The 13,273-nt window shown below is 69.7% G+C and carries 11 protein-coding genes; 5 read left to right on the forward strand and 6 right to left on the reverse strand.

Features of this window, described 5'->3' with window-relative positions; translation table 11 throughout:
* The first annotated feature begins 15 nt into the window (after window positions 1-15).
* A complete protein-coding gene (locus tag ACZ48Z_RS30120) occupies window positions 16-1,158 on the forward strand; it encodes an RNA polymerase sigma factor SigF (protein ID WP_468739034.1) in 1,143 nt (380 codons plus the stop codon).
* Window positions 1,159-1,500: 342 nt separating this feature from the next.
* On the opposite strand, the gene ACZ48Z_RS30125 is transcribed toward ACZ48Z_RS30120, so the two are convergent.
* Window positions 1,501-1,950 carry a hypothetical protein gene (locus tag ACZ48Z_RS30125; RefSeq protein WP_468739035.1) on the reverse strand — a complete coding sequence of 150 codons (450 nt, stop codon included), beginning with the start codon at window positions 1,948-1,950 and terminating at the stop codon, window positions 1,501-1,503.
* A gap of 168 nt (window positions 1,951-2,118) precedes the next feature.
* On the opposite strand from ACZ48Z_RS30125, the gene ACZ48Z_RS30130 reads away from it, so the two are divergent.
* On the forward strand, window positions 2,119-3,087 hold the full coding sequence (locus tag ACZ48Z_RS30130; protein WP_468739036.1) for a diacylglycerol/lipid kinase family protein: 969 nt from the start codon (window positions 2,119-2,121) through the stop codon (window positions 3,085-3,087).
* Between the two features lie 321 nt (window positions 3,088-3,408).
* Window positions 3,409-3,666 carry a WhiB family transcriptional regulator gene (locus ACZ48Z_RS30135; RefSeq protein ID WP_006142322.1) on the forward strand — a complete coding sequence of 86 codons (258 nt, stop codon included), beginning with the start codon at window positions 3,409-3,411 and terminating at the stop codon, window positions 3,664-3,666.
* Window positions 3,667-3,862: 196 nt separating this feature from the next.
* Here the strand turns inward: ACZ48Z_RS30135 and ACZ48Z_RS30140 are convergent, their stop codons facing one another.
* Complete coding sequence (locus ACZ48Z_RS30140) at window positions 3,863-5,329, reverse strand: sensor histidine kinase (protein WP_468739174.1); 1,467 nt, start codon at window positions 5,327-5,329, stop codon at window positions 3,863-3,865.
* Between the two features lie 637 nt (window positions 5,330-5,966).
* On the opposite strand from ACZ48Z_RS30140, the gene nagB reads away from it, so the two are divergent.
* Window positions 5,967-6,752: a glucosamine-6-phosphate deaminase gene (gene nagB, locus ACZ48Z_RS30145; RefSeq protein WP_468739037.1), complete on the forward strand. Its 786-nt coding sequence runs from the start codon at window positions 5,967-5,969 to the stop codon at window positions 6,750-6,752.
* 135 nt (window positions 6,753-6,887) lie between these two features.
* On the opposite strand, the gene ACZ48Z_RS30150 is transcribed toward nagB, so the two are convergent.
* The 4 genes from ACZ48Z_RS30150 to ACZ48Z_RS30165 form a co-directional block, all read right to left on the reverse strand.
* Window positions 6,888-8,390, reverse strand: coding sequence for a glycoside hydrolase family 3 protein (locus tag ACZ48Z_RS30150; RefSeq protein WP_468739038.1), 1,503 nt, complete (start codon window positions 8,388-8,390; stop codon window positions 6,888-6,890).
* 8 nt (window positions 8,391-8,398) lie between these two features.
* Entirely contained in the window at window positions 8,399-9,241 is an 843-nt protein-coding gene (locus ACZ48Z_RS30155; RefSeq protein WP_468739039.1) for a carbohydrate ABC transporter permease, read from the reverse strand.
* A complete protein-coding gene (locus tag ACZ48Z_RS30160; protein ID WP_468739040.1) occupies window positions 9,238-10,218 on the reverse strand; it encodes a carbohydrate ABC transporter permease in 981 nt (326 codons plus the stop codon). Before ACZ48Z_RS30160 ends, ACZ48Z_RS30155 begins: the two co-directional genes overlap by 4 nt.
* Before the next feature lie 633 nt (window positions 10,219-10,851).
* Window positions 10,852-12,135 carry an extracellular solute-binding protein gene (locus ACZ48Z_RS30165; protein WP_468739041.1) on the reverse strand — a complete coding sequence of 428 codons (1,284 nt, stop codon included), beginning with the start codon at window positions 12,133-12,135 and terminating at the stop codon, window positions 10,852-10,854.
* 307 nt (window positions 12,136-12,442) lie between these two features.
* Between ACZ48Z_RS30165 and ACZ48Z_RS30170 the strand changes: the two genes are divergently transcribed.
* Entirely contained in the window at window positions 12,443-13,207 is a 765-nt protein-coding gene (locus ACZ48Z_RS30170; protein ID WP_328750414.1) for a GntR family transcriptional regulator, read from the forward strand.
* Window positions 13,208-13,273: the final 66 nt, after the last annotated feature.

Here is a 13,273-nt window from a genome sequence, read left to right on the forward strand (position 1 = left end):
AACGGGGACGGGCCGGTGCGGGACGAAGAGCGCGGCACACGGGAGCTGTCGGCCGAGGGTGGACGCCCTCCCTGCCCGAGCGGCGCCGACAGCCTGGGCGACGACGGCCCCGGCGGTTCCCGGCGCATGGCGGACGGCATCGACGGCATCCCCGAGCAGGCCCGGCCGCACCCGGAGGAGGGCGTCGGCGACACGACGGCGGCCGGCTTCCTGGACGACGGGCAGCGTGATCGGAAAGGTGCCGTGCAGGGCGCGCCTCCGGCAGGCCGGACCGGGGCCTTCCCGGCCCGGACGGGGGCGACGGCTCGTGGAAGGGCGACGGGCGGGACGATGAGCGAGCACGAGCGAAACGCAGAGGACGGCGCGGCGGGCGCGAACAACACGCCGGCCCCGCGGCACGATCCGCACGACCGCAGCGGGGCTCGCGCCCTGTTCGTCGAGCTGCGCACGCTGAACAACGGCGGCCCGGAGTACGCGGAGCTGCGCAACCGGCTGGTCCGGATGCACCTGCCCCTCGTCGAGCACCTCGCGCGCCGCTTCCGCAACCGCGGTGAGCCGTTGGACGACCTGACCCAGGTCGCCACCATCGGACTGATCAAGTCCGTCGACCGCTTCGACCCGGAGCGCGGCGTCGAGTTCTCGACGTACGCGACTCCCACGGTCGTCGGCGAGATCAAGCGCCACTTCCGTGACAAGGGCTGGGCGGTGCGGGTGCCCCGGCGCCTGCAGGAGCTGCGCCTCTCGCTCACCACGGCGACCGCGGAGCTCTCGCAACTGCACGGCCGCTCCCCCACGGTCCATGAACTGGCCGAGAAACTGGGCATCTCGGAGGAGGAGGTCCTGGAGGGCCTGGAGTCCGCCAACGCGTACTCCACGCTGTCCCTGGACGTCCCCGACACGGACGACGAGTCCCCGGCGGTCGCGGACACCCTCGGCTCCGAGGACGAGGCGCTGGAGGGCGTCGAGTACCGGGAGTCCCTGAAGCCGCTCCTGGAGGACCTTCCGCCCCGCGAGAAGCGAATCCTTCTGCTCCGCTTCTTCGGCAACATGACCCAGTCGCAGATCGCGCAGGAGGTCGGCATCTCCCAGATGCACGTCTCGCGCCTGCTGGCCCGCACGCTCGCCCAGCTGCGGGAGAAACTGCTGGTGGAGGAGTAGACCTCCACCCCGATCCGAGCGACGGGCCCAGGGGCCACGGCCCGGGCCCGGTCCTCGGGCCGAGCTCGAAGGACAGGCCGGAAGCGGCGGTCACCCCTTCCGGCCCACGGGTTCACTCCTACCGCCCGGGGCCTGCGGCCACGCCTCGGCAGCGGAGCTCCGACACGGCCACCCGGTCCGCGGCGCTACGGCTGCACCGGCGGGTCGGCCTCGCGGTCGTTGTTCGCCACCGCCCATGCGGCTACCGGCCGACGTGGCTCCACGACAGCGACCTCGGTTTACGGCCATGGTGGCGTCGTCGGTCCGTAGGTACGGAAGCCGCCACCGACTCGACCCTGACGGCTACCGCTCGCCGTCCTGTGCGCGGCCCGGTCCCCTGATGCCGAGTGCCTGGGTCGTCGCCGGGTTGACCAGCAGGACCAGCGCGGCCACCGCGACGACCGCGAGGGCGATGCCCGCCGGGATCGCCGCACTGTCGGCCCGGAGCAGGTTGTAGGCGACGGGCAGGGCCATGATCTGGGTGATGACGGCCGGACCCCGGCTCCAGCTCCGCCGGGCCAGCAGCCCCCGCGCGGCGAGCAGTGGCAGCAGCGCGAGGACGATCAGGGTGATACCCCCCGTGACGGCGGACTGCCGGTCGTCCGGGTCGCCCGCGAGGCCCTCGACGAGCATCCAGGCACCCCCCACGACGAGCGCGAGCCCTTCCAGCGCGGCCAGGGCGGCGGCGTACGTCAGCCGCCGCGGGCGGGGGCCGGCGGTGTCGGGGACGGCGGGGGTCTGCTCGCTGCTCACCCCTGAAGACTAGCCCCGGCCCCTGAGGGCCCCGCCGTGAGGAGCGGGCAACGCACGGCACCGCGCCGAGGTTGCCCCACGCCGCCGTGGCGAGGTTCACGCCCGGAGTCTTACGTGATCCCTACCTCGGCCTGTGCCCGGTACCACCCAGTAGGTACGCTGCAACCCATGCGTGCACTTCTCGTGGTCAATCCGGCGGCTACCACCACAAGCGCACGTACGCGCGATGTCCTGATCCACGCGCTCGCGAGCGAGATGAAGCTGGAAGCGGTCACCACCGAGTACCGCGGCCACGCCCGCGACCTGGGCCGGCAGGCGGCGGAGAGCAAGGACATCGACCTGGTCGTGGCCCTGGGCGGCGACGGTACGGTCAACGAGGTCGTCAACGGCCTCCTGCACGCCGGCCCCGACCCGGACCGCCTTCCCGGCCTCGCCGTCGTCCCCGGTGGCTCCACCAACGTCTTCGCCCGCGCCCTCGGTCTGCCCAACGACGCAGTGGAGTCCACCGGCGCCCTCCTCGACGCCCTGCGCGAGGGCCGTGAGCGTACGGTCGGCCTGGGTCTGAGCACGGGCACCCCCGGCACCGAGGACGAGGCCGTGCCGGGACGCTGGTTCACCTTCAACGCGGGTCTCGGATTCGACGCCGGTGTGGTGGGGCGGGTGGAGCAGCAGCGCGAGCGGGGCAGGAAATCCACACACGCTCTCTACGTTCGCCAGGCTCTGCGGCAATTCTTCGGTGAGGCCCACCGCCGCCACGGCACGATCACCCTGGAACGTCCGGATGCGGAGCCGGTGACCGATCTGGTCCTTTCCATAGTCTCGAACACCTCTCCGTGGACCTTCCTGGGCAATCACCCGATGTACGCGTCGCCTAAGGCCTCGTTCGATAAAGGCCTCGACGTACTCGGTCTCAGCCGTATGACGACGCCCGCAATCGCCCGGTATGGCACCCAGTTGCTCACTTCGTCCCCCGAACGCGGCCCCCATGGCAAGCACGCCATGTCCCTCCATGACCTGGACCAGTTCACCTTGCATTCGAAGGTGCCTCTGCCCCTCCAGATGGACGGCGACCACCTCGGACTGCGAACGAGCGTGACGTTCACAGGCGTACGCCGTGCACTGCGTGTGATTGTGTGAGCAGAAGGGGCTAAAGTCCTTTCACTCGAACGTTTAGGCCAGGGTCCACCCCATGGAAGTACGGCTGTGACCTAGTCGACACCGAGGAATCAAAAAAAACTTTCCGGAAGGGGTTGTATCCGCCGCCGAGGTTTGCGAGTCTCTACGTGGCGGTCGGGACAGCCCGCAACACCAGCGTCCACAGACCACCGGAACCCCTCTTCAATCCACAGGACCACGCCGGGTGCAACTCGGTGGACGGCCCTTCACTTGTTGAGGGATTCGTGAAAGCGTTCACATTCACAAGCAACATGCACGTAATACCAAGGAGAGGTAGCAGCCATGGACTGGCGTCACAACGCCGTTTGCCGCGAGGAAGACCCCGAGCTCTTCTTCCCCATCGGCAACACCGGTCCTGCGCTGCTGCAGATCGAGGAAGCCAAGGCCGTCTGCCGTCGCTGTCCCGTAATGGACCAGTGTCTGCAGTGGGCGCTCGAGTCCGGCCAGGACTCCGGCGTCTGGGGTGGTCTCAGCGAGGACGAGCGTCGCGCCATGAAGCGCCGTGCCGCCCGCAACCGGGCCCGTCAGGCTTCTGCCTGACACCCGCCCCTAAAACAGCCTGAGCTTGGCGGCGCGTACACCGCGTACGCTTCTCCCGCCCCCGAGCCGCAGCGCGCAGTACCCCCGATGCGCAGCACACGCTGCCAACGAGCATTTGGGCCCCGGACCCCTGAACGGTCCGGGGCTTTTTGCTGTCCACCGGCCCCCGCACGCGACGGTATGTGCGCGTACGGCCTTACTTGCTGGCCCGCACCGGCACGTCGAGGATCACCCGGGTCCCGCCCTCCGGCGCCGGGACCATGTCGAAGGTGCCGCCCAACTCGCCCTCCACCAGGGTCCGTACGATCTGCAGGCCGAGGTTGCCCGCGGTGTGCGGGTCGAAGCCCTCGGGCAGGCCGACGCCGTCGTCCTGGACGGTGACGAGGAGGCGGGCATCCTTGGTGGTGCCGCCGCGGACCGCGGAGACCTCGACCGTGCCCGTCTCGCCCTCGCGGAAGCCGTGCTCCAGGGCGTTCTGGAGGATCTCGGTCAGGACCATCGACAGCGGAGTGGCGACCTCGGCGTCCAGGATGCCGAAGCGGCCGCTGCGGCGGCCGGCGACCTTGCCCGGCGAGATCTCCGCGACCATCGCGAGGACCCGGTCGGCGATCTCGTCGAACTCGACGCGCTCGTCCAGGTTCTGGGACAGCGTCTCGTGCACGATCGCGATCGAGCCGACGCGGCGGACCGCTTCCTCCAGCGCCTCGCGGCCGCGGTCGGACTCGATGCGCCGGGCCTGGAGCCTGAGCAGGGCCGCCACCGTCTGGAGGTTGTTCTTCACCCGGTGGTGGATCTCCCGGATGGTCGCGTCCTTGGTCATCAACTCGCGCTCGCGACGGCGCAGTTCCGTCACGTCCCGCAGCAGGACCAGCGAACCGATGCGGGTGCCCTTGGGCTTGAGCGGGATCGCCCGGAACTGGATGACCCCGTCGCGGGCCTCGATCTCGAACTCTCGGGGTGCCCAGCCGCTGGCGACCTTGGCGAGCGCCTCGTCCACCGGGCCCCGGGTCGGGGCGAGTTCGGCGGTGGTGCGGCCCAGGTGCTGGCCTACGAGGTCGGAGGCCAGGCCCATGCGGTGGTAGGCCGACAGGGCGTTCGGGGAGGCGTACTGGACGATGCCGTCCGCGTCGAGGCGGATCAGGCCGTCGCCGACGCGGGGAGCCGCGTCCATGTCCATCTGCTGGTTCGGGAACGGGAAGGAACCGGCCGCGATCATCTGCGCCAGGTCCGAGGCGCTCTGCAGATACGTCAGTTCCAGGCGGCTCGGGGTGCGCACGGTCAGGAGGTTGGTGTTGCGCGCGATGACACCGAGGACGCGTCCCTCCCGTCGTACCGGGATCGACTCGACCCGGACGGGGACCTCCTCGCGCCACTCCGGGTCGCCCTCGCGCACGATCCGGCCCTCGTCGAGCGCGGCGTCCAGCAGGGGGCGGCGGCCGCGTGGGACGAGGTGGCCGACCATGTCGTCCTGGTACGAGGTGGGGCCGGTGTTGGGCCGCATCTGGGCGACGGAGACATAGCGGGTGCCGTCGTGGGTGGGCACCCACAGGACGAGGTCGGCGAAGGAGAGGTCGGAGAGCAGCTGCCACTCCGAGACCAGCAGATGGAGCCACTCGAGGTCGGAGTCGTCGAGGGCGGTGTGCTGGCGGACCAGTTCGTTCATGGAGGGCACGGGTGCGAGCGTACCTGGGGGTATGTGAGCGGCCTAAATACGCCGTGCCCTGAAGACACCCGCGGGCCGCGGCGCCTGGGAAGGACCCTCAGCCTTCCCGGCACCGCAGCCCGGAGCAACATCGGCCGTGGGGTGTGCGGTCCCGGTCGGCCGAAGGATGAGGATCCGGGGCAGTCAGGGCAGAGAGCTCCGGTTCCTCGATCCGTCTTCCTGTGCGGGGAAGACGGACGTCACGGTTCAATTGTGGACTAGACCACTAGGTGTGTCCATGCGTTGGAGCCTGTTTGTTGTTGGAGCTTTCGCTCGCGGGAGTCCACTGTTGGGACGCCCTGACAACCACCACGCAGCCTAACGCGTGTGGGTTCATGTGCGGGGCCGGATCTCCCTTGCAATTTTCGCCACCCTGGCCGGCCCCCGGCGGGAAACCGCCCTTCCGGGAGGGGGATGATCTCCAGGGCGGTTCTGGACCTCTTCGGCCAGGTTTCGGATGGCTTCACAGCCCTGGGCCGGGGCACCCGATTCTGTTAGATTGGTCTAAACCACATGGGCCGCACCGGGTCCGGTCAAGCCCTCCTGGTTGAGATCGTTCCTCCAGATCAGACCGTTTCCTCAGATCGGCAGGCGCAGCGTGGAAGTTGTCATCGTTCCGGACGCCAAGGCGGGCGGCGAGCTCATCGCCGAGGCCATCGCCCAACTGCTCCGGCGCACGCCCGACGCCCTGCTCGGCGTGGCGACCGGCTCGACCCCGCTGCCCGTCTACGAAGCGCTGGCGGCGAAGGTGCGGTCCGGTGCCGTGGCGGTGCAGCGGGCGCGGATAGCCCAGCTCGACGAGTACGTCGGGCTCCCTGCCGAGCATCCCGAGTCGTACCGGTCGGTGCTGCGGCGCGAGGTACTGGAACCGCTGGGGATACCGATGGCCGCGTTCATGGGCCCGGACGGGACGGCACAGGACATCCCCGGCGCGTGCGCGGCGTACGACGCGGCGCTGACGGCGGCCGGGGGCGTGGACCTGCAGTTGCTGGGGATCGGGACGGACGGGCACATCGGCTTCAACGAGCCGTGCTCCTCGCTGGCCTCGCGGACGCGGATCAAGACGCTGACGGAGCAGACCCGGGTGGACAACGCGCGGTTCTTCGACGGGGACATCGAGCAGGTGCCGCATCACGTGATCACGCAGGGGATCGGCACGATCCTGGAGGCCCGGCATCTGGTGCTCCTCGCCACGGGCGAGGGGAAGGCGGATGCGGTGGCGGCGACTGTCGAGGGGCCGGTTGCTGCGGTGTGTCCTGCGTCGGCGTTGCAGTTGCATCCGCATGCGACGGTGGTCGTGGACGAGGCGGCCGCGTCCAAGCTGAAGCTGGCGGACTACTTCCGGCACACGTTTGTCAACAAGCCTGACTGGCAGGGGATTTAGGAGTCTCGTCTGCCGGGTTCTGTGCCTTGCCGGGCGCGGGTTCGTCGTGGCTGATCGCGCAGTTCCCCGCGCCCCCAAAGGCACGAAAGGCGCCGCTTCCCCGGACAGGGACCGGCGCCTTTCCTGTCGTAACCACTACTCCCCCGCGATGACCTCCGCGGCCGCTCTGCCGCAGACCCGGGCGGCGCCGTGGGTCGCGATGTGCAGAGCTCCTCGGGCGGGGGCCTGGGGCAGACCCATTTCGATCACGATGGTGTCGGGGCGGGTCCTGAGGACGGTGTCCAGGGCCCTCCCCATCCAGGGGTGACGGTGTTCGTCGCGGACCACGGCCACGATGCGGCGGGGGCCGGCCGCGGCCAGGGTGGCGAGGCCGGCGTCCTCGCCTGCGAAACTGCCCGTTTCCGTGCCGGGGAGCAGACCGGCGAGTTCGGCGGCGACGCCCCAGGGTGTTTCGTCGCCGACGGCCACGTTGGCCATCGGGGTGAAGGCCGCGACGTAGGGCGCCGATGTGAGGGGGGTGAAGCCGTCCGCGCCGGTGATGCGCAACGCCCTGCGGGCCGCGCGCAGTCCCACCTCGTCGTCGGCCGGAATCCGCGGGTCGGCCGCACCCGCCGCCGTCCAGCGGGCCAGGACACGGACCCGTTCGGCGGCGTCGGCCAGGCGCTCCTCGGGGAGTTCGCCCGAGCGGACCGCCGAGACCAGGGCGTCCCGCAGACGCCGTACCGTCTCGTCGTCGGCCAGGCCGCCGCCCACGCAGATCGCGTCGGCGCCGGCGGCCACGGCCAGGACACTGCCGCGCTCGATGCCGTAGGTCCCGGCGATGGCCTGCATCTCCATGCCGTCGGTCACGATGAGGCCGGTGTAGCCGAGTTCGCCGCGGAGCAGATCGGTCAGGACGCCGTGGGACAGTGTCGCCGGGCGGTCCGGGTCCAGGGCCGGGACCAGGATGTGGGCGGTCATCACGGCCCGGGTGCCGGCGGCGATGGCCGCGCGGAACGGGGCGAGTTCCCGCGAGCCGAGCAGGGACGCGTCCACGTCGATGCGGGGAAGCGCGTGGTGGGAGTCGACGGCGGTGTCGCCGTGGCCCGGGAAGTGCTTGGTGCAGGCGGCCACGCCCGCCGACTGGAGGCCGGTGACATAGGCGGCGGTGTGGCGGGCGACCAGTTCGGTGGAGGCACCGAAGGAGCGGACGCCGATGACCGGGTTGGCCGGGTTGGAGTTCACGTCGGCCGACGGGGCCCAGTTGAGGTTGACCCCGCAGGCCACGAGACGGCGCCCCAGCTCGGCGGCCACCTGCCTCGTCAGCTCCGCGTCGTCCACCGCGCCCAGGGCGTGGTTGCCGGGGAAGGACGAGCCGGTCCGCACCTCCAGGCGGGTGACGTCACCGCCCTCCTCGTCGATCGCGACCAGGACGTCGTCGCGCTCGGCACGCAACTGTGCCGTCAGGACGGCCAGTTGTTCCGGTGAGGCGATGTTGCGGCCGAACAGGCCGACCGAGGCCAGCCCTTCACCGAGGCGCCGCAGCACCCAGTCGGGGGCGGTGGTGCCGGTGAAGCCGGGCTGGAGGACGGTCAGGGCGTCCCGCGTGAGCACGTCTTTCGCATTGGGCCCAGCGGTACCGCTGGCGATTGTCGTCATCGGGGGCGTTATCCCTTCACGGCGCCCGCGGTGAGGCCCGCGGCCATCTTGCGCTGGACGAGGAGGAAGAGGATCACGATCGGCACGGCCATCATGGTGGAACCGGCCATCATCGGGGCGTATTCGGTGCCGTGTTTGGTGGTGAAGTTACCGAGCCAGACGGTCGCGGTCTGGTGCTCCTGGCTGAGCAGCATGAGGGCGTACAGGTACTCGTTCCAGGCCAGGATGAACCCGTAGACCGAGGTGGCGACCATGCCGGGGGCGAGCAGCGGGAAGACCACGCGGATGAAGGCGCCGGTGCGGGAGCAGCCGTCCACCATCGCCGCCTCCTCCAGTTCCTTCGGGATGTTGACGATGAAGCCGCGCAGCGTCCACACCGTGAAGGGCAGGATGAAGGTCAGGTACGTGATGATCAGGCCCGACAGCTTGTCGTACTGGTCGAGGTCGTTGAGCAGCAGGAAGACCGGGATGATCATCGCGACCAGGGGGACCATCTGGACCGCCAGGATGGCCACGATCACGACCTTGCGGCCGCGGAAGTCGAAGCGGGAGATGGCGAGCGCGGCCAGCGTGCCCACCACGATGCCGATCGCCACGACCGACAGGGACACGATGAGGCTGCGGCCGACCGGGCCCCAGAAGTCGGCGATGTCGAGCGCGCGCCGGAAGTTGTCGAGCGTGAGGCCGGTCGGCAGCAGGCTCGGGTCCGGGTCGATGGCGTCCTTGGCGGGCTTGAACGCCGTGTTCACCATCCAGTAGACGGGGAAGCCGGCGGCGAGGAAGACGAGGAGACCGAGGAGGTTCCAGCCGGACTTCGACCTGCGGGGCGTCCCGGGAGCGAGCGTGCTCATTCGACCTCTCCGATCTTCAGCATCTGGCGCATGTAGACGGCGACCACACCGAGCAGCAGCAGCACGGTGATGAGCGCGATAGCCGAGCCCTGGCCGTAGTCGTTGACCACGAAGGCCCGGTCGTAGGAGTAGGTGGTCAGGAGCTGGAACTCCGCTTCCGGGTGGCCGTTGCGCATGACGAAGACCTGGGGGAAGACGCCCATGTCCCAGATGACCGAGAGGGTCGTGAGCATCACGATGATCGGCTTGAGGATCGGCAGGGTGACGTACCGGAACACGCCCCAGGCGCCCGCGCCGTCCAGCCGGGCCGCCTCCTCCAGTTCGGCCGGGACCTGGGTGAGCCCGGCGCTGAGGGTGATCACGACGAAGGGCACGGCGCCCCAGACCACCAGGAGCATGATCACGGCCAGGCCCTGGGGGCCGCTCGCGAACCAGTTGTGGCCGATCATGTCGACGCCGGGCAGTTTGCTCAGCAGTGCGTTGAGGACGCCGTAGTCCGCGTCGAACAGCCACTTGAAGACGGTGGTGGCGACGATGATCGGCATACCCCAGCTGGCCACCAGTGCGACGTTGACCAGGGTCTTCACCCAGCCGGAGACCCGTTGGAGCAGCAGGGCGACGAGCATGCCGGAGACCATCGTGAAGATCACGCAGCCGGCGGCGAAGACGATGGTCCGTACGACGACCGCCCAGAACTCGCCGTCGTTCAGCACGCCCGTGAAGTTGTCGAAGCCGACCCACTGGGCGGGCAGGAAGCCCCACAGCTGGGACTGGCCGAACTTCTGGAAGGACAGCGTGACCAGGCGGACCAGCGGATAGCCCATGACCAGGGCGAGGACGAGCAGACAGGGGGCGAGCAGCAGCCAGGGAGTGCCGCTGAAGCCGCGCTTTCTGCTCGGCGGCGCGGGCGGGGGCGGCGGCGGTACGGCTGTCGGCGGCGGCGCCTTGGCGGGGGTGGTCGTGTCTGCGGCACTCATCGCGCGCTCCTCAGCGATCCTTCTGGTCGTACGGAAGCGAAGCCCGCACGGGTCGTGCGGAGTCGGGGCCCGCATGGGCCGAACGGGGCCGGGCCCCGCATGGGTGAGACGGGGTCAGGCCCCGCACCGGCCGTACGGGGGTCGGACCCGCATGGCCGTACGGGACTCGAACCCGCACAGGCCGTACGGGAGTCGGACCCGCACAGGTGGGCCGGGGCCGAAGCCCGCACTGGTCGTACGGGGCCCGAAGCCCGCACCGGCCGGGCGGGGACCGAAGCCCGCACTGGCCGTGCGGGGTAGAGGCCCGCACGGGTCGTGCGGAGTCGAAGCCCGCACACGGCGCACGGGGCCGAAGCTCGTGCAGGTGGTCCGGGGGTCGAACCCCGCACGGGGCGGGGCGGGAAGCAGGGCCCCGCACGGGTGACCGCGGGGGTCAGGATCCGCACCACCGGCGCGGAGGTCGGGCCCGCCCGCACCACCGGCACGGGGATCAGGTCCGCACCACCGGCACGGGGATCGGACCCGTACCACCGGCACGGGGATCGGACCCGTACCACCGGCGCCGGGATCGGGACCCGCATCGGCTGTACGGGAAGCAGGGCCCCGTCGGATTCAACGGGGCCCTGCCCTGGGTCACTTGGTGTTGATGACCTTGTCGATCGCCGCGTCGGCATCCTTGGCCGCCGCCTCGATCGACTTCTTGCCCGTGCCGATGCTCTGCAGCATGGTCTGCAGGACCTGCGCCTTCTCGACCTGGCCCCAGCCCGGCGCCATCGGGACGAACCAGTTGGACTCGGCCGCGGTGGCCGGGACCGCGGTCGCCGGGTCGTTCTTCAGGGTGGCGAGGTCGGTCTTGTTGTTGGGCAGGTTGCCCTTGGCGATCAGGCCCTTCTGGCCGGCGGGACCGGTGAAGGCGTTGATCCACTCGGCGGCGACCGCCTGGGCCTTGGACTTGACCGGGACGGCGAGGTCCGAACCGCCCAGGAAGACGGGCATGTTCTTGCCGGACGGGCCGGGCATCACGAAGTTCTCGACGTGGCCGGCGAGCTTGCCGGTCTTGTCGTTCTCCTTCGTCGCGGCGGTCGCGCCCTCCCACGCCGGGGCGAAGATCATGCCGGACTTGCCCTGGCCGTAGACGATGTAGCGGTCGGACTCGTCCTTGGTCTTGTCACCGTGCATGTACTTGTCGATGACGTTCTTGAACTCGGTGAGGCCCTTGATGGACTCGGGCGAGGAGAGGCTGCCCTTCCACTGGCCCCCCGACTCGGTGGCGATGGCGCCGCCGGCGTCGTAGACGAAGGACATGGCCGCGTACCAGTCGCGGGTGGGCTGGTACCAGGCGGAGAACTTGTCGCCCTCCTTCTTCTGGACCTTGTCGAGGGCGGCGGTGAGCTCGGCGTACGTCTTCGGCGTGGACTTGACGCCGGCCGAGGCGAAGAGGTCCCCCCGCCAGTTGGCGACGCGGCCACCGGCGTAGTAGGGCACGCCGTAGGTCTTGCCGTCGTAGGTCACCGAGGCCTTGAGTCCGTCCAGCCAGGCGTCCGAGTTGGTGAACTTGGCGGCGTCGAGGGGGGCGAAGGCGCCCTTGACCATGTAGCCGAGCATCTCGGTGTTGCCCATCTCGACCACGTCGGGGGCCTTGTCGGTGGCGAGGACCGCGTCGAGCTTGGTGTTCTTGTCGGGCCAGCCGTAGTACTCGTGCTTGATCTTGATGCCGGGGTGCTTCTTCACCACCGCGGCGTCCGCGGCCTTGACCAGCGCGGGCCAGTTGTTCTGGGCGTCGACGGTGAGCCAGACGGTCAGCTCCTTGGCGTCCGCGCCGCTGTTGTCCGAACTTCCGCTGTCGCCGCCCCCACACGCGGCGACCGAGACCATCATGCCCGCGACACCGATCGCGAATATCAGCTTGCGCTTCACGCCACCCTCCTCAGGGATGCCCCACACCTCCCGCCCATGGGCCGGGACCTGGACCAATGGTGTAGACCAGTAGGGGGAGCTTGGACCAGACCAGGAAGCCTGTCAAGAGGGTCCGAAACGGCTCTGACCAGCCGTTATGCGAGCTACATAAACAGGAACCTTTAAGTAAGAAGGCAGCGAAAACAGCGGGGCCGGAGTACTCTCGTCCGCTAGACCACTCACCTTCGTGGACTAGACCAAAAGAGGCGGCGACGGTATACAGAAGGGATCACGATGTGACCCGCATCCGGAGCCGGGAAGGCAGACCATGAGCAGCGACGTCAGCAGTGCGGAGACCGAGGGCGGGGCAGGCGTCCGGACCGCGCGTGTGCCCAAGTACTACCGCCTGAAGAAGCACCTGCTCGACATGACGGAGACCCAGTCGCCCGGCACCCCGGTACCGCCCGAGCGCACCCTCGCCGCCGAGTTCGACACCTCCCGCACCACCGTGCGCCAGGCGCTCCAGGAGCTGGTGGTCGAGGGACGCCTGGAGCGCATCCAGGGCAAGGGCACGTTCGTCGCCAAGCCGAAGGTCTCGCAGGCACTGCAACTCACCTCCTACACGGAGGACATGCGCGCGCAGGGTCTCGAACCCACCTCGCAGCTCCTGGACATCGGCTACATCACCGCCGACGACCGTCTCGCCGAGCTCCTCGACATCACGGCCGGCGGCCGGGTGCTGCGCATCGAGCGGCTGCGCATGGCCAACGCCGAGCCGATGGCCATCGAGACGACCCACCTGTCCGCCAAGCGCTTCCCGGCCCTGCGCAGGTCGCTCGTCAAGTACACGTCCCTCTACACGGCGCTCGCCGAGGTCTACGACGTCCACCTCGCCGAGGCCGAGGAGACCATCGAGACCTCCCTGGCCACCCCGCGCGAGGCCGGTCTCCTCGGTACCGACGTGGGCCTGCCGATGCTGATGCTGTCCCGGCACTCGTTCGACAGGAAGGGCGAACCGGTGGAGTGGGTACGGTCGGTGTACCGGGGGGACCGGTACAAGTTCGTGGCGCGGCTGAAGCGACCGCTGGACTGACCGGGCGGACCGGGCGCCCGTTCCCTCCGTGTTTCACAGAATCGACATACCGATACGCGGACGAGG

This window comes from Streptomyces sp. NPDC031225 (genome assembly GCF_055570355.1).

Coding starts and splice junctions, on each gene's coding strand:
- ACZ48Z_RS30130 (WP_468739036.1), top strand. CDS start 2,119: ATGCGTGCACTTCTCGTGGTCAATCCGGCGGCTACCACCACAAGCGCA.
- ACZ48Z_RS30135 (WP_006142322.1), top strand. CDS start 3,409: ATGGACTGGCGTCACAACGCCGTTTGCCGCGAGGAAGACCCCGAGCTC.
- ACZ48Z_RS30140 (WP_468739174.1), bottom strand. CDS start 5,329: ATGAACGAACTGGTCCGCCAGCACACCGCCCTCGACGACTCCGACCTC.
- ACZ48Z_RS30150 (WP_468739038.1), bottom strand. CDS start 8,390: ATGACGACAATCGCCAGCGGTACCGCTGGGCCCAATGCGAAAGACGTG.
- ACZ48Z_RS30155 (WP_468739039.1), bottom strand. CDS start 9,241: ATGAGCACGCTCGCTCCCGGGACGCCCCGCAGGTCGAAGTCCGGCTGG.
- ACZ48Z_RS30160 (WP_468739040.1), bottom strand. CDS start 10,218: ATGAGTGCCGCAGACACGACCACCCCCGCCAAGGCGCCGCCGCCGACA.
- ACZ48Z_RS30170 (WP_328750414.1), top strand. CDS start 12,443: ATGAGCAGCGACGTCAGCAGTGCGGAGACCGAGGGCGGGGCAGGCGTC.